Below are 15995 nucleotides of genomic sequence, written 5' to 3' on the forward strand. Positions count from 1 at the left end.
TTTCCACATAGTGACTGTCGTCACATGTGGGTAGACTCTGGTCTCTTCCCGCCATCGACGTTGCTGGTGGGGATGCATCGGCCTTGCACGGGTCAAGCCCGTGCAGGGCATTACATATCTGGGGGAACAGCCCCGGAGCTCGTCGAGGAGGACGGATGCTCGAAGACGGCATTGTTTTCGGCGCAGGGAGCTACACCACGGTGGCGGTGATCGCCGTCATCGCGGTCGCTGCCCTCGGGTGCGCCTTCGTGCTGCGCCGCCAGGTGCTCGCCGCGCCTGATGGAACCGCCAAGATGCAGGACATCGGCCAGGCCGTGCAGGAGGGCGCGTCCGCTTACCTCAAGCGGCAGTTCCGCACCCTCGTGCTGTTCGCCGCGGTGGTGTTCGCTCTGCTCTTCCTGCTGCCGGGCGACGGCGGCGTGCGGGTCGGACGCTCGATCGCGTTCCTGTTCGGCGCCGGGTTCTCCGCCGCGATCGGCTACCTGGGCATGTGGCTCGCGGTCCGGGCGAACGTCCGCGTCGCCTCGGCCGCGACCCGTCCGGGCGGCCGGGCCGAGGGCGCCCGCATCGCCTTCCGCACCGGCGGTGTCGTCGGCATGTCCGTGGTGGGCCTGGGCCTGCTCGGCGCCGCGCTCGTGGTGCTCGTGTACGACGTCAACGCGCCCGCCGTCCTGGAGGGCTTCGGCTTCGGTGCCGCGCTGCTCGCCATGTTCATGCGCGTCGGCGGCGGCATCTTCACCAAGGCGGCCGACGTCGGCGCCGACCTGGTCGGCAAGGTCGAGCAGGGCATCCCCGAGGACGACCCCCGCAACGCCGCCACCATCGCCGACAACGTGGGCGACAACGTCGGCGACTGCGCCGGCATGGCGGCCGACCTCTTCGAGTCCTACGCCGTGACCCTCGTGGCCGCCCTCATCCTGGGCAAGGCCGCGATGGGCGAGCAGGGCCTCGTGTTCCCGCTGATCGTCACCGCCGTCGGCGCGTTCGTCGCGCTGCTGGGCGTGTTCATCACGCGCGTGCGCGGGTCCGAGAGCGGGCTCGCAGCGATCAACCGCGGCTTCTACATCTCCGCCGTCGTCGGCGCCGTGCTGGCCGGGATCGCGGCGTTCGTCTACCTGCCGTCCTCGTTCAGCCAGATGACCGGCACCGCGGACCTCTCCGGCGTGACCGCCGACCCGCGGATCGTCTCCGCCCTCGCCGTGCTCATCGGTGTGGTGCTCGCGGGCGTCATCCTCTGGGTCACGGGCTACTTCACGGGCACCGACAAGAAGCCGACGCTGCACGTGGCCGAGACGTCCCGGACCGGCGCTGCCACCGTGGTGCTCTCCGGCATCGGCGTGGGCTTCGAGTCCGCCGTCTACACGGCCGGCATCATCGCCGCCGCGATCTGCGGCGTGTTCCTGCTGGCCGGCGGCTCGGTGCCGCTCGCCCTGTTCCTCGTGGCCCTCGCCGGCTGCGGCCTGCTCACCACGGTCGGCGTCATCGTCGCGATGGACACGTTCGGCCCGGTCAGCGACAACGCGCAGGGCATCGCCGAGATGTCCGGCGACGTCGACGAGGAGGGCGCGCAGATCCTCACCGACCTCGACGCCGTGGGCAACACCACCAAGGCCATCACCAAGGGCATCGCGATCGCCACGGCCGTGCTGGCCGCGACCGCGCTGTTCGGCTCGTACGCCGACGCCGTGTCGCACGCAGTCGCCCAGGTCGAGAACGTCGGCGCCGGCCTCGTGACGTCGATGCTCACCTACGAGATCATCTCGCCGGTCACCCTCGTGGGCGTGATCCTCGGTGGGGCCACCGTGTTCCTGTTCTCCGGGCTGGCGATCGACGCCGTGACCCGCGCCGCGGGCGCCATCGTGTTCGAGGTGCGCCGCCAGTTCCGCGAGCACCCGGGCATCATGACGTTCGAGGAGCGCCCCGAGTACGGCAAGGTCGTGGACATCTGCACCCGGGACTCGCTGCGTGAGCTCGTCACCCCGGGCCTGCTGGCCGCGTTCGCCCCCATCGCGGTGGGCTTCGGGCTCGGCGTCGGGCCGCTGGCCGGGTTCCTGGCCGGAGCCATCGGGTCCGGCGTGCTCATGGCCATCTTCCTGGCCAACTCGGGCGGCGCCTGGGACAACGCCAAGAAGATCGTCGAGGACGGCAAGTACGGCGGCAAGGGGTCCGACGCGCACGCGGCCACCGTCATCGGTGACACCGTGGGCGACCCGTTCAAGGACACCGCCGGCCCGGCGATCAACCCGCTGATCAAGGTGATGAACCTGGTCGCGCTGCTCATCGCCCCGGCTGTGGTGGCGATCAGCGTCCCGGCGGACGCCAACCACGCGCTCCGCATCGGCATCGCGCTGGTGGCGGCGGCCGTGGCGTTCGGCGCGGTGATCTGGTCCCGCGTGCGGGCCACCCGCGTCGACGCGGCCCAGCAGGCGGAGCAGGACCGGACCGAGGCCACGGTCTAGCGCACCCGGCGGGAGCCCGTCTCCGGACGCCGGTCAGGCCTGGGATCCTCGGTGATCCCAGGCCTGATCGCATGCCCGGGGCGGAGTTCCCGGTCCGTCACTGGCCCACGCGGCCGTCCACGCACTCGCGCAGCAGGTCGGCGTGGCCCACGTGCCGGGAGTACTCCTCGATCATGTGCACCAGGACGTCCCGCACCGGGACCTGGTCGCCCTGGTGCGCGACGGTCGCGCCCAGCCCGTCCTCGGGCAGGGTCTCCATCCAGGCGTCGGCGTCCCGGACCTCGCGCCGCCAGTTCTCCCACGCGTCCTCGACGACGGCGGGGTCGGCCACGGCGCCGTCGAAGTCCGCGTCGGGGTTCTCCGGCGACTTGCCGAACAGCTTGGGCAGCTCCGGCTGCTCCCGCAGCACCCGCTGGAACCAGGTCCGCTCCACGTGTGCCAGGTGCCGCACCAGTCCCAGCAGCGACATGGTCGACGGCGGCACGGACCGGCGGGCGAGCTGCTCGGCGTCGAGCCCGTCGCACTTCATCTCCAGCGTGAGCCGGTAGTGCTTGAGGTAGTTCCAGAGGGTCTCCTTCTCGCCGACCGGGCTGGACAGCGCCTCACGGGGATCGTCGTCCGGGTCCGCCCACATGTCGGGGTAGACCGTCGCTGAGGTCCATCGTTCTGTCGTCATGGGACCAGTGCACCCCGAGGCCTCAGGCCGGTCAACGGGATACTCGGCCGGCGTCCGCTCCCACTTCCCCCGCGTCATGGTCCAGACTGGGCCGGGTTGTCGCTGGGAGGCACCGTTGCTCGTTCGTACTCGCCTGCTCGCCGCGCTGACGGGCGCGACGCTCGCCGTCGGCGCACTCGGTGCGCCCGCCGTGGCGCGGACCGGCCCGGCGGACGGCCCCACCGACCCGGGCGCCTTCGTCGCCTCGTACGTCCCGCCCGAGCCGGTGCCGAGCGGCCAGGCCGGGCTGCGCCTGCCGACGTCGTACCCGTACCAGCCCGACCTGCGGGTCTATCCGCCGAACGAGCGGGACGCCACTGAGCGCAACGGCACGGTCAGCCACGCGGACCTCGCGCCGCGCCTGACGCGGCTGATGGACCGGAGCGACCGGGTCTCGACGCAGGTGGTGGGGCAGTCGACCGAGGGCCGCGACCTCTACCTGGTCACCGTGACGGCGCCGGAGCGCCGGTCGGAGACCGCGCGGCAGGCCGCGTGGCGCACGGAGATCCGGGAGCGGCCGGACCGCGCCGCGCGCGACGCCGCCCTGCGCGCGGGCTACAAGACCCCGGTCTGGATGAGCGCCAACATCCACGGCGACGAGTGGGAGGGCACGGACGCCGCGCTGCGCGTCATCGAGCGCCTGGCCACGGCGGACGACCGCGCGACCCGGGAGACCCTGGCGCACCACCGGCTCGTGTTCAGCCTGACGCTCAACCCGGACGGGCGCACCCACGCGACCCGGGAGACGTCCTTGGGCCTGGACGCGAACCGCGACATGATCACGCTCGCCACCCCGGAGGCGCGCTCCTACGTGCGCACCGTGCAGGCGGTGCAGCCGCTGTTCGCGGCGGACTTCCACGGCTACACCGACGTGCTCCAGGTCGAGCCGGCGGGCCCGCCGCACGGCGAGAGCTACGAGTACGACCTGCTCGTGCCGCACGCCTACGCGATCGCGCGCCAGGTGGAGGACGACGTCGTCGCGGCCGACATCGACGGCAACCCCTCGTACGACCCGGACACGGGCGACGCGGTCGAGGAGGACACGGGGTTCGTCAAGATCCCGTACCGGGACACGCCGTCGGGCTGGGACGACTACCCGCCGGTCTTCACCGCGCAGTACGCGTCCCTGCAGGGCGCGGTGACCAGCACGGTCGAGCTGCCGCTGGGCCGCACGGGCCCCACCACGACGCGGGCCGACTCGGCGGTGGACACCGAGGTGGCCGTCACGACGATGACGTCGATGATCGACTACGTCCGGACCCATTCGGACGCCATGCTGGCGAACCAGGTCGAGATGTTCCGCCGCGGGGTGGCGGGCGCGCCGAAGGTCGCGCTGACGACTCGGAACATCGACGGTGTGCCCGGTCCGGACGAGTGGAAGCGGCTCTGGGACCGGGCGGACGACCAGGAGACGGTGCGGCTGCCGCGCGCGTACGTGATCCCGGTGGGCCCGGGCCAGCGGTCGGCGAGCGACGCCGAGGACCTCGTGGACACGCTGCTGTTCCACGGCATCGAGGTGGGGCGGCTGGCCGGCCCCGCGCACCTCGTGGGCACGGGCACCACCTATCCCGCCGGCTCGTACGTGGTGGACCTGCACCAGCCACTGCGCGGCCTGGCGAGCTCGCTGCTCGGCCCCGGCTCGGACATCTCCGCCAAGGTCCCCGCCATGTATGACATCTCGGCGTGGTCGCTGGCCGCCCTCTGGGGCGCGACGGTGGACCGGGTGGGTGCCACCACGGACGGCCCGGTCGGCCGGACCGTCCCCGTCCACGCGGGGCGCGAGCGCGGCGGCGTGCCGGACGGGCAGCCCTACGTCGGCTTCGACCTGGCCGGCGTCGCGGACCAGCGCGCCCTGAACGACCTGCTGGGCCAGGGCGTCGCGGCGCGGCTCACGGCGGACGGACGCGCCGTCGTCGGGCCGCGCGGGCACGGGGCGGCCCACGACGTGGCCGACCGGTTCGGCATCGACTTCACGGCGGCGTCCCGCGCCGACTGGGCGGCGGGGGAGCCGGCCGAGGACCTGAGGATCGCGTACGTGGGCGACCCGGACGACCGGCTGTCGCTCCTGGCGCTCGGGTTCGACGACCTGGTCGCGGTCTCGGCGCGCGGGATCGGCACGAGCGCGACGGCGGGCCGGCCGACCGGGCTCGAGGGCGCCGACGTCCTGTGGGTGGGCTCGTCACTGGACCTGCCCGCGGGGTCGGCCGGCCACGCTTACGTCCGGTCCTGGTTGCGCGACGGCGGCGCGATCGTCGGGCGCGGGGCCGGCGCGTTCGCGGCCGCGGAGTCGTACGGGCTGGTCAGCGGCACCGCCGTGACGGGCGAGCCGGCCGGCAACGGCATCATCGAGACCGACGCCCCGGGCGACGTGCTGGACGACCACCCGCAGGAGCAGGGGTTCGTCTACCCGGCGGTGTGGTTCACGGACCTCGGTCCCGGCACCACGGCGGAGCTGACCTACGGCAGCTTTCTTGCCGGCCACTGGTCGGCCTCGGAGGACGGCGGCGGGCCCGAGGCGGCCGATGGGCAGATTGCTGCCGTATCCGGCAAAATGGGACACGGCCGGGCGTTCGTGTTCGGCACCTCGGTCTTCTTCCGCACCCATCCCCGGGGCGGCCTGAGCCAGGCGGGGACGGCGATCCACTGGGCCGCGTCGTGACCACCGCGGACGTCTGATCCGCGCGGTCCGCGGCGCGTCCGGGATCACCAGGGGTATGTGGAAAACCGGGTGCTAGCGCTATCGTCTGCCGTGTTGTGCTCCCGAACGCCCCGTGGTCCGCGGGCGTGGACGGGAGCCCCGACGCAGGGGGCCCCGACGTGGGACCCGGAGCAGGAGAAGGTCCCGTGAGTGCCGACATCGACCCGACCGAGGCCATTCCTCAGGTCACGGCCGAACTGATCGCGAAGGCGGCAGCCCGGCAGGCTCCGCCGCCCGAGGTGACCAGCGCCCCGGCCAGGAAGGCGCCGGACGCCGAGCGGCGCGCGCCGGTCGCCGAGCAGCCCGCCGCGCCGGACGCCGTGCTGTCCAAGCGCCCGGGCTCGCCGTTCGTCCCGTCGGAGCCGTACGCCGAGCGGCACACGTCGGCCGGCCACATCGCCGCCGGGCACCTGTCGTCGCTCGTGCAGATCCCTACCGTCTCGGTGTGGGACCCGCAGTACCTGGACCACGAGTCGTTCGCGCGGCACCGGGCCGCGCTGGCTACGTTCTACCCCCGCGTGCACGCCCTGCAGAGCGAGCCGGCGGGCGACCACGGCCTGCTCTACCGCTGGCCCGGCAAGGGGCGGCAGGACGTGCTGCACCCCTACCCGGTGGTCCTCATGGCGCACCAGGACGTCGCGCCGGTGGGTGCCGACTGGCCCGGGAACCCGTTCTCGGGCGAGATCCGCGACGGGGTGGTGCACGGCCGCGGCACGCTCGACGACAAGGGCGGGCTGGTCGCGGTGCTCGACGCCGTCGAGACGCTGCTCACCGAGGGTTTCGTGCCCGAGCGCGACATCTGGCTGTTCTTCGGCGCGGACGAGGAGACCGTCGGCGAGTCCGCCCAGATCGCCGTCCGCCGCCTGTACGAGCTCGGCGTGCGGCCGTGGCTCGTGATCGACGAGGGCGGGTCTGTCGCGACCGACGTGCTGCCCGGCGTCGACCGGCAGACGGCCCTCGTGGGCGTCGCGGAGAAGGGCCTGGTCGGGATCAACCTGTACACCACCGACGTCGGGGGCCACGCCGCCACGCCCGGGCGGTGGTCCGCGACCACGCGGCTCGCCCGTGCGGTGACGCGCGCGGGCCGGCACCGGTTCGCGGCGCGGGTCGACGCGCCGACGGTGGAGCTCCTCGGCAGGGTCGCTCCTGGCGCGAAGGGTCTCCGGGGCGCCACGCTCCGGCTCGCGGCCAGGACTGCCGCCGGTCCGCTGCGCAAGCTGGCCGCCTGGGCGCTGGCGGGCGGCGGCCCCGAGGCTGTCGCGACGGTCCGCACCACCGTGGCGGTCACCGAGCTGGAGGGCAGCCCCGGCGCGAACCTGGCCGCCACGACGGCCCGGGCCCGCCTCGACGTGCGGGTGGCGCTCGGCGACTCCGTGGACCGGACCGTGGCGCGGCTGCGCCGCGTCATCCGGGACAAGCGGGTCGAGATCGAGGTCGTCGAGAGCAGCGAGCCCAGCGAGGTCTCGCCCACCGACAGCCAGCAGTTCGCGCTCCTGACCGAGTCGATCGGGGCCGCCTACCCGGACGCCGTCGTGGCGCCCTACGTGACGGTCGCCGCCACCGACGCGCGCCGGTTCACGCCGATCAGCGACCACGTCTACCGGTTCAGCCCGTTCGTCATGACGCGTGAGCAGCGGCAGTCGACGCACGGCACCGGAGAGCACCTGACGGTTGATTCCCTGAGCCGCGGAGTGCATTTCTATCGTGAGGTGCTGCGCAAGATCCCGGGCTGACCTGGGCATTCAACAAATCACCGAAATTGGACTAAGTTCTCCCTCTACATCGGCGAGGGAGACTTTCATGAGCAGCTCCGCAGCACCGTCCGGCACGCCCGGCGGGTCGCGCTCGCCCGTGAACGTCAACGTCCACACGTACCCCGCGCAGCTGCAGTACCCGCCGCGGTCGTACCTCGTGTTCGGCATTCTGATGACCATCTGCTTCTGGCCCACGGGAATCGTGGCGCTCGTGAATGCGTCGCGCGTGAACGCGCACTGGAAGACGGGTCAGCACGACAAGGCGCGCAAGGCGTCCCGCCGGGCGCGCAACTGGGGCCTGTGGTCGCTCGCCATCTGGGTGGTCGTGCTGGTGGTGGTCGTGTTCTGGTCGAGCATCGCCTACCTGAACGGGTAGCACTTCACCCACAGTTCGTCAGCTATCACACGATTGCCCCTCCTGTCCTCCCGGGTTCTGCGGGTAAAGTGCGCGGCTATGAGTGCGACACGGCGCAAGGGCTCGCGGGGTGGTCGTGCTGCTTCCCGCGCCGGTGGTCCCCCCGCGAGCAACGCCCTCACCTGGGCGGAGAGCCTCGGGGCGGGTGAGGCCGCCCCCGGTGCCAGCGCCCTCGAGTGGGCCGAGGGGCTCGCGCAGAACGACACCGCCACACCCAGCCCGTGGGGCAGCGCGGGTGCGGCCGACGACGCCGTCGCCCCCGCACCGGCCGAGGAGAGTGGCACCGGCTCCCCGTGGGGCCCCGTGCCGGCTCCCGTCGTCGTCGACGGCGAGGACGCCGCCGCTGCCGGCGAGCCCGAGGGCGACGCGAACCCGTGGGGCTCCGTGGCGGCGGCGGAACCCGCCGCGGCCCGGGGCCGGAGCAAGAACGCCGGTGGCAAGAGTGCCGGCGGCAAGAGCGGCAAGGCCGGCAAGTCCCGCTCCAAGGGCAAGGGCACCACGTCGGGTGCCAAGGGCGCGCCGAAGGACGACACCGCCCCCACTCCCGCGGGCGGCTTCCCGCTGAACGTGGGCCCGGTGGCCGACGAGGCCCCCGACGAGCCGCAGCCGGAGGGCGACGCCCCGCTCGCGCCGAGCGCGTCCGCGCCGAGCGCACCCGCGACCCGCGGGCCGGGGTCGAAGAACGCCGGCAAGGGCCCCCGGGGCCGTATCCCCACCCCCAGCACGGCCCAGCAGCGCAAGATCAAGCGGACCCTGCGCCGCGGCCTGCCCCCGTTCCTCGACCGGCCGCAGGTGCTGGTGCTGGCCGGCGTCCTCGCCGCGGTGCTGGGCCTCGGCACGGGCTGGGGCATGGACACCCTCCCGTCGTCGGGCGGCGCGATGTCGTCGGCGGACGCCGCGTCGTGCGCGCAGACCCAGATGGCGTGGACACAGGCCGCCAACGCCCAGTCGGCGATGGTCGAGGACCAGCCCGAGACCCTGCGCAAGGGCTTCATCAACGCGCGCAACGCGCTGGACGGCGTGACGCCGCCGGAGGCGATCTCCGCGGACTGGGCGGTGGCGTTCACCTACTACTCGACCGTGGCGAACAACATCGAGAAGGTGAAGGCCAACGACGGCCCCGCCGTGCTCTCGGCGGTCGGCGGCGCGCAGGAGGAGCTCGACACCGAGGCGATGATCGAGGCGACCAAGGCCATCGGGCTCTACGTCAACTCGAACTGCCAGCAGTAGCCCGTCAGGATGGGGCCGTGCAGCCTCCTGTGACCGACCCCGCCCTCGTCGCCTCCCTCCGCGACGACCTGCTCTCCTCCGCCTACGACGTCGACGGCGTCGAAGCCGTCCTCGGGCCGCTCGCCGCGGCCGCGCTGCACCGGGAGCAGTCCCTGCCGGCCCGCCGGGCGATCGCCGCCGCGACGGCCGGCAGCCCGCCGTCGGACCGCGACCCGCGCGCCACCCTCGCCGGCCTCTTCCTGCTGGGCGCGGCCGTGCCGCGCGCCGCGCTGGACCGTGCGCTGCCCGCGACCGGGACGGCCGGCGCGGAGCGGCTGGGCCTGGTCACCACGCAGGGTTCCGGGGACGACGACGAGGTGCGCGCCGTCGTGGACCTGCACCCCTACTCCTCGGTCGACGCCGTCGGCGACGCGCGCTGGTGGCTGGCGTCCGACCTGGGCGAGCTCGCGACCGGCGGCCGCCTGGCGACCGACCACGTGCTCGGCGCGGGCGGCGCGTCCCTGACGCTCGCGCAGGTGACCGTGCGCAACCCGACCGGCCGGGTGCTCGACCTGGGCACCGGCTGCGGCATCCAGGCCCTGCACGCGACGCGGCACGCCCGGCAGGTGGTGGCGACCGACATCTCGCGGCGCGCGCTGGCGTTCGCGCGCTTCAACGCGGCGCTGAACCAGCCGGACGGCGCCGAGCTGGAGCTGCGGCACGGGTCCCTGCTGGAGCCGGTCGCGGGGGAGCGGTTCGACCTCGTGGTCTCCAACCCGCCGTTCGTCATCACGCCGCACGCCGGGGCGGCGGGCCGCGCCGTGGCCGACGCGATCGGCGACTACGAGTACCGGGACGGCGGCCGGGCGGGCGACGACCTGGTGCGTGACCTCGTGCTCGGCGTCGGCGACGTGCTCGCCCCGGGCGGCACGGCCCAGCTCCTCGCCAACTGGGAGCACCGCAGGGGAGAGCCCTGGGCCGAGCGGGTGGGCCGCTGGCTCGACGAGGCGGGCCTGGACGGCTGGATCATCCAGCGCGAGGTGCTCGACCCTGCCGAGTACGCCGAGACCTGGATCCGCGACGGCGGGACCACGCCCGACCGTGAGCCGGACGCATGGGCTGCCGCGTACGGCGCGTGGCTCGACGACTTCGCGTCCCGGGACGTCGAGGCCGTCGGCTTCGGGATCGTGACCCTGCGGCGGCCCGCCTCGGGCGCCGTGACGCTGCGCCGCCTGGAGGAGCACACCGGGTCGGTGCGCCAGCCGCTCGGGGCGCACATCGCCCGCAGCCTCGCCGGCCACGACTGGCTGGCGGCCCGGGACGACGCCGCGCTCGCCGCGGCCCACCTCGTGACGGCCGCGGACATCACGGAGGAGCGCTACCTCACGCCGGGCGCGGCCGACCCGAACGTCGTCGTGCTGCGGCAGGGCGACGGGCTGGGGCGGGGCGTGCACGCGTCGAGCCCGCTCGCGGCGCTCGTGGGCGCGTGCGACGGCGAGCTGTCCGTCGGGCAGATCGTCGGCGCCCTCGCGTCCTTGTTCGAGGTGCCCGTGGACGCGCTGGCGGCGGAGCTGCTCCCGGCCGTCCGGGGGCTGGTCAGGGACGGGTTCCTGGAGGGGTGAGCGCGGGCGCCTCGGTCGGCGCGGCGGTGCGGCGCGCCGTTACCGGGACGTAACGGTCTTGTCGAAGACCGATAAATTTTGTCGATGCCCGAGACATATCCGGCTATGACAGATATTTTCCACCGTGTGGAACTCGACATGCGGCACTTGAGGATGGTTGTCGCTGTTGCCGAGTCGGGCAGCGTCACGAAGGCGGCCGCTGCCCTCGGCATCGCGCAGCCGGCGTTGACTGCGCAGCTCAACCGCATCGACCGGTCCCTGGGCGGGAACGTCTTCGTCCGCGACCGGTTCGGTGCGCGACCGACAGAGCTCGGTGAGCTGGTACTCAGGCACGCCCGCGTGCTTCTCCCCGCCATGGCGGCCCTCGCGGACGACGCCGAGCGCCTCGTCAACGGCGACGTCGCCCACGGCGAGACCGTGCGGGTCGGCATCACCGGGACCGGGCTGGGCGGGCTGTTCGTCAACCAGCTGCACATCGGGATGCCCGGTGCGCAGGTCACGACGGCGATGCCCCCGCTGCCCGACGACGTCGCGTCCCGGCTCGCCCGCGGCACCATCGACGTCGGGCTGGTCGGGATGTGCTCCGACGTCTCGCCGCCGGCGGCCGTCGAGGTGTCGTGGACGCGGGTGTGCACCGACCCGATGTTCGTGCTCATCGACGAGCACCACCCGTACGCGGGCAAGCCCGAGGTGTCCCTCGCCGAGCTGGCCGAGGAGCAGTGGCTCTGCGTGCCGTCGCACGGCTGCCTCCAGGAGTGCTTCGTGTCGGCGTGCGTGCGCGCGGGGTTCACGCCGCGCGGCATGGGCGAGGCCGAGTGGACCACCGCCGTCGACCAGGTGCGGGCGGGCCGCGCCGTCGCGCTCGTGGAGCCCGGGCAGCCGGACCCGCCGGGGGTGGTGACCGTCCCCCTGTCGGGGGCGCCTCTGCGCCGGACCCACTACCTGGGCTGGCGGCACGACGCCGACCTGCGCGTGGACCTGGAGGCCGTCGAGGGCGCCGCCCACCGGGCCCACCGCGACGCCGTGCGCCGCAGCCCGCAGTACGAGCAGTGGCTGGCGATGTACGGGATGCTCGGCTGAGGCACGTACGTGGTTTGCCCTCCATAGGAAATATGTATGACCTGAGTGTGATCTGGGCGTGAAGTCCATCTCCTCCTACGGTGGCAGGGCGGGTGAAAAATCACCTGCGGGTGGAACTTCACCCCCTCCGACCCAAGGAGTCGCTGGAGATGAGTCGCACTTCCTTCCGGGGCGTCGCCGTGGCAACCGCCACCGTGGGCCTCTTTGCCGGCACCATCAGCGCCGTCGCAGCCGCACCGTCCGACGTCGAGGCGGCGACCGCCGGCTACACGCCGGGTCTCGTCTCCGCCATGGAGCGCGACCTGAACCTGACCACTGCGGACGCCGTGGCCCAGCTCCAGGTGCAGGAGCTCCTGGCCGACACGCAGCAGGGCCTGGAGAAGTCGCTCGGCGCCTCCTACGCCGGGGCCTGGGTCGAGGGCGCGGACGCCCTGCACGTCGCCGTGACCGACGCCGCCGAGGCGGCTGACGTCCGCGCGGCCGGGGCCACCCCCGTGACCGTGGACCACTCGCTCCAGGCGCTCGACGCCTGGACCGCGGACCTGGACGGGGCGCTGTCCCCGGCCGACGTGACCTCGTACCACGTCGACGTGGAGACCAACGAGATCGTCGTCGACGTGGTCGACGGTGCCCAGGCCGACGTCCGGGCCGCCGTGGCCGAGGCGGGCGTGCCCGCCGGCGTCGTCTCGCTGACGCCGGCCGCGGAGCGCCCCCGCACGTTCGCCGACGTGATCGGCGGCGAGGCGTACTTCATCGACGACAGCGCGCGCTGCTCGGTCGGCTTCGCGGTCACCGGCGGCTTCGTCTCCGCCGGGCACTGCGGTTCGGTGGGCTCCTCGGCGAGCGAGCCGAGCGGCACCTTCGAGGTCTCGGAGTTCCCGGGCAGCGACTACAGCTACGTCTCGGTGGACTCGGACACCCCGGTCGGCGTGGTCGACGACTGGGCCGGCGGCACCGTGGCCGTCGAGGGCTCGACGCCGGCCGCCGTGGGCGCCAGCGTCTGCCGCTCGGGCTCCACGACCGGCTGGCACTGCGGCACCATCCAGGCGCTCAACGCCACGGTGAACTACGCCGAGGGCAGCGTCTCCGGTCTCATCCAGACCAACGTCTGCGCCGAGCCGGGCGACTCGGGCGGCTCGCTGCTCGCGGGCTCGCAGGCGCAGGGCATGACCTCCGGCGGCAGCGGCAACTGCTCCTCCGGCGGCCAGACCTTCTTCCAGCCGGTGGGCGAGGCGCTGAGCGCGGCAGGGGTGTCGCTCCTGACGAACTGACGTCCTGAGGAACCGCAGGGCAGGTAGGGGAAGCCCCTACCTGCTCTGCGGCATGTCCGCATATTGCTCCGATATGTCCTAACCGGTATCTGGGAGTTACCTGAAAGCGACCATACGCTGTGCCGCACTGGGTGAATCCATTGCCCCGACGACAAGGAGTCGCTGGACATGAGACGCACATCCTTCAAGGCGATCACCGTGGCCACAGCCGCGGCGACGCTTCTCGCCGGCAGCATCACCGCTGCTACCGCAAGCGCAGCTGCCGGAGCGGACAAGCCCGAGGTGACGACCTACGCCCCGGGCATGGTCGCGGCCCTGGAGCGGGATCTCGGCCTGACCACCTCCCAGGCCGTGGACCGCCTCAAGACGGACGAGGCTCTGTCCGACAAGCAGCACTCCATCGTCAAGGCCCTCGACAAGGGCTACGCGGGCTCGTGGGTGGACGGCTCCGAGCTGTTCGTCGCGGTCACCGACAAGGCCGGGGCGGCCGAGGTCCGCGCCGCCGGCGCCACGGCGGTCACCGTCGACAGGTCGCTGGCGCAGCTCGACCGGCTGGCCACGAAGGCGTACCGGGCGGCCCCGCGGGCCGACGTCGCCGGCGCCTACGTGGACGTCGAGTCCAACGCCGTGGTCCTCGAGGTGGCCAAGGGGGCGAAGGCCGCCGTGGCCGCCGCCGTCGCGGACGCCGGGGTCGCGGCCGGCTCGGTCTCCCTCGTCGAGGTTGCGGAGATGCCCCGCACCTTCATCAACGTGATCGGCGGCAACGCCTACTACATCGGCGGCTCGCGCTGCTCGGTCGGCTTCTCGGCCACCGGCGGCTTCGTCACCGCGGGTCACTGCGGCGACGTGGGCAACGCCACCACCAGCCCCAGCGGCACCTTCCGTACCTCCTCGTTCCCGGGCAACGACTACGCCTACGTGAACGTCGGCACGGACGACACCCCGGTCGGCGCGGTGAACAACTACAGCGGCGGCACCGTGAACGTCGCGGGCTCGACGGCGGCCGCCGTCGGCGCCACCGTCTGCCGCTCCGGTTCCACCACCGGCTGGCACTGCGGCACCATCCAGGCCCTGAACGCCTCGGTCACCTACGCCGAGGGCACCGTCTCGGGCCTGATCCGGACCAACGTCTGCGCCGAGCCCGGCGACTCCGGCGGCTCGCTGCTCGCCGGCACCCAGGCCCAGGGCATGACCTCCGGTGGTTCCGGCAACTGCTCCTCGGGCGGCACCACCTACTTCCAGCCGGTGAACGAGGCGCTCAGCGCCGCGGGCGTCACGCTGATCACGGGTGGCGGCGGCACGACGCCGCCCACCGGGTGCGCCAGCCAGGAGACGGCGTTCAGCGGCTCGCTGAGCAGCGGTGCCTACACCTACAAGCCGAGCAGCAGCGGGTTCTCGGCGTCGTCCGGCACCATCACGGGCTGCCTCGACGGCCCCAGCGGCGCCGACTTCGACCTGTTCCTGCAGAAGGTGAGCGGCAGCAGCTGGGTCACCGTGGCCCAGGGCATCACGTCGTCGCCCGACGAGAGCGTGAGCTACTCGGGCACGGCCGGCACCTACCGCTGGATCGTGGAGTCGTACTCGGGCTCGGGCTCGTACACGGGCGGCTACTCCACCCCGTGATCCCCGCGATCTGACGGGTCGGGCGCTCAGGTCACCTCCGGTGGCCTGGGCGTCCGACCCGTTCCGGGCTCAGGGGCGGGCCGTGGCCTGGCGGACCAGGAGCATCAGCGCGAACGAGCCGAGGGTCACGGCCACGACCCCGAGCGCCCCGCCCATGTAGGCCGTGAGGTCGCCGCCGATCGGCAGCGCCCAGCCGTAGCCGCGCACGCTGCCCAGCGCGCCCAGGCCGAGGGCACCGCAGACCACGGCGCCGAGCAGCAGCAGCCCGGCCGCGCCCGACGTCCCGGGCTCCGCGCCGGTGCGCGGCTCGTCCAGGGACGACGACGAGCTCAGCGCGCACACGCCGGCGCTCCAGGCGAGCACGACGAGGATCGCGGCGACGACGTCGGACGGCCGGTGCCACTGCCCGATCAGCGTGGACACCCCGGTCGCCGCCGTGTAGCCCGCGCCGGCCAGCGCGACGAGCGGCCGCCAGCGCCGCGGCACCGCGATGAGCAGCCCGGCGGCGACGGACGCCGCGACGGTCGTGTGCCCGCTGGGGAGGGTGTTGATGTCGGCCCGCGCGATGTCGAGCAGCGCCGGGCGGTCGAGCACCACGTGCTTGAGCACCTGCGTGGTGAGGTTCGCGCCGGCCACCAGGATCACCACCTGCGCCGCGAGCCACCAGCGCCCGCGGGCCAGGGCGAGCACCACGGCGACCGCCAGGCCCAGGCCGACGAACGAGTTGGACACCACGCCCAGCACCGGCTCGGCGAGCTCCCAGAGCACGCCCTGCCCGCGGGCGGCGCCCTCGAGCGCGAGCTGGTCGGCGTGCTGGCCGCGGCCCGAGCGGACGAAGACGTCCCAGGTGGCCCACACGCCCCACAGCGCGAGCGCCGCGACCACGGCGGCGACGACGCGCGGCCCCACCCGGGGCCGGAGGCCCGCCGTCCGGCCGGGCATCGCGCTGCCGACGCTGCTGACACCGCCGCCGTGCGGGGGTCGCGGCAGGTCGCGCGGCGGGAGGGTGCGGTCGGTCATGGGCCCCACCGTAGAGGAGCCTCCTGAAGAGACCGTGTCGTCCCTGTGTCGTTGACGCCACGAGTGAAAATCACCACGGTCATGTGAAACCACCGGGCAGCCCGCTGTGAGCCCGGATAGGGTGCGATC

The 15995-nt window shown here is 73.4% G+C and carries 11 protein-coding genes; 9 read left to right on the forward strand and 2 right to left on the reverse strand.

Translation table 11 applies throughout. The annotated features are described in order from the left end of the window. Window positions 1-155 precede the first annotated feature (155 nt). On the forward strand, window positions 156-2459 hold the full coding sequence (locus ACIPN7_RS03255; RefSeq protein ID WP_400537920.1) for a sodium-translocating pyrophosphatase: 2304 nt from the start codon (window positions 156-158) through the stop codon (window positions 2457-2459). Between the two features lie 97 nt (window positions 2460-2556). Here ACIPN7_RS03255 and ACIPN7_RS03260 read toward each other — a convergent pair whose 3' ends face one another. Further along, the gene (locus ACIPN7_RS03260) at window positions 2557-3135 is read right to left on the reverse strand and encodes a DinB family protein (protein WP_400537922.1); all 579 of its coding nucleotides are present in this window, start codon (window positions 3133-3135) and stop codon (window positions 2557-2559) included. A 115-nt stretch (window positions 3136-3250) separates the two neighbouring features. On the opposite strand from ACIPN7_RS03260, the gene ACIPN7_RS03265 reads away from it, so the two are divergent. The 8 genes from ACIPN7_RS03265 (at window position 3251) to ACIPN7_RS03300 (ending at window position 14846) form a co-directional block, all read left to right on the forward strand. Further along, a complete protein-coding gene (locus ACIPN7_RS03265) occupies window positions 3251-5833 on the forward strand; it encodes a M14 family zinc carboxypeptidase (RefSeq protein ID WP_400537924.1) in 2583 nt (860 codons plus the stop codon). Between the two features lie 185 nt (window positions 5834-6018). Then, complete coding sequence (locus ACIPN7_RS03270) at window positions 6019-7605, forward strand: M20/M25/M40 family metallo-hydrolase (RefSeq protein WP_400537926.1); 1587 nt, start codon at window positions 6019-6021, stop codon at window positions 7603-7605. A 67-nt stretch (window positions 7606-7672) separates the two neighbouring features. Beyond that, on the forward strand, window positions 7673-8002 hold the full coding sequence (locus ACIPN7_RS03275; protein ID WP_400537928.1) for a CD225/dispanin family protein: 330 nt from the start codon (window positions 7673-7675) through the stop codon (window positions 8000-8002). 78 nt (window positions 8003-8080) lie between these two features. Then, window positions 8081-9271 carry a hypothetical protein gene (locus ACIPN7_RS03280; protein WP_400537930.1) on the forward strand — a complete coding sequence of 397 codons (1191 nt, stop codon included), beginning with the start codon at window positions 8081-8083 and terminating at the stop codon, window positions 9269-9271. A gap of 17 nt (window positions 9272-9288) precedes the next feature. Then, a complete protein-coding gene (locus tag ACIPN7_RS03285; protein WP_400537932.1) occupies window positions 9289-10872 on the forward strand; it encodes a methyltransferase in 1584 nt (527 codons plus the stop codon). A 138-nt stretch (window positions 10873-11010) separates the two neighbouring features. After that, window positions 11011-11952 carry a LysR family transcriptional regulator gene (locus ACIPN7_RS03290; RefSeq protein WP_400537934.1) on the forward strand — a complete coding sequence of 314 codons (942 nt, stop codon included), beginning with the start codon at window positions 11011-11013 and terminating at the stop codon, window positions 11950-11952. A gap of 149 nt (window positions 11953-12101) precedes the next feature. After that, window positions 12102-13223 (forward strand): alpha-lytic protease prodomain-containing protein, encoded by a 1122-nt coding sequence (locus ACIPN7_RS03295; RefSeq protein WP_400537936.1) that lies wholly within the window; start codon window positions 12102-12104, stop codon window positions 13221-13223. Window positions 13224-13391: 168 nt separating this feature from the next. Continuing rightward, window positions 13392-14846 carry a S1 family peptidase gene (locus ACIPN7_RS03300; RefSeq protein WP_400537938.1) on the forward strand — a complete coding sequence of 485 codons (1455 nt, stop codon included), beginning with the start codon at window positions 13392-13394 and terminating at the stop codon, window positions 14844-14846. Window positions 14847-14915: 69 nt separating this feature from the next. Here ACIPN7_RS03300 and ACIPN7_RS03305 read toward each other — a convergent pair whose 3' ends face one another. Then, window positions 14916-15866: a phosphatase PAP2 family protein gene (locus tag ACIPN7_RS03305; protein WP_400537940.1), complete on the reverse strand. Its 951-nt coding sequence runs from the start codon at window positions 15864-15866 to the stop codon at window positions 14916-14918. Between the last annotated feature and the right edge of the window lie 129 nt (window positions 15867-15995).

This window comes from Promicromonospora sp. NPDC090134 (genome assembly GCF_044746965.1).
Taxonomy (GTDB): Bacteria; Actinomycetota; Actinomycetes; order Actinomycetales; family Cellulomonadaceae; genus Promicromonospora.

Bases quoted from the DNA above. Each gene is read 5' to 3' on its own strand.
- ACIPN7_RS03255 (WP_400537920.1), top strand. From the start codon at position 156: ATGCTCGAAGACGGCATTGTTTTCGGCGCAGGGAGCTACACCACGGTG.
- ACIPN7_RS03260 (WP_400537922.1), bottom strand. From the start codon at position 3,135: ATGACGACAGAACGATGGACCTCAGCGACGGTCTACCCCGACATGTGG.
- ACIPN7_RS03275 (WP_400537928.1), top strand. From the start codon at position 7,673: ATGAGCAGCTCCGCAGCACCGTCCGGCACGCCCGGCGGGTCGCGCTCG.
- ACIPN7_RS03280 (WP_400537930.1), top strand. From the start codon at position 8,081: ATGAGTGCGACACGGCGCAAGGGCTCGCGGGGTGGTCGTGCTGCTTCC.
- ACIPN7_RS03290 (WP_400537934.1), top strand. From the start codon at position 11,011: ATGCGGCACTTGAGGATGGTTGTCGCTGTTGCCGAGTCGGGCAGCGTC.
- ACIPN7_RS03295 (WP_400537936.1), top strand. From the start codon at position 12,102: ATGAGTCGCACTTCCTTCCGGGGCGTCGCCGTGGCAACCGCCACCGTG.
- ACIPN7_RS03300 (WP_400537938.1), top strand. From the start codon at position 13,392: ATGAGACGCACATCCTTCAAGGCGATCACCGTGGCCACAGCCGCGGCG.
- ACIPN7_RS03305 (WP_400537940.1), bottom strand. From the start codon at position 15,866: ATGACCGACCGCACCCTCCCGCCGCGCGACCTGCCGCGACCCCCGCAC.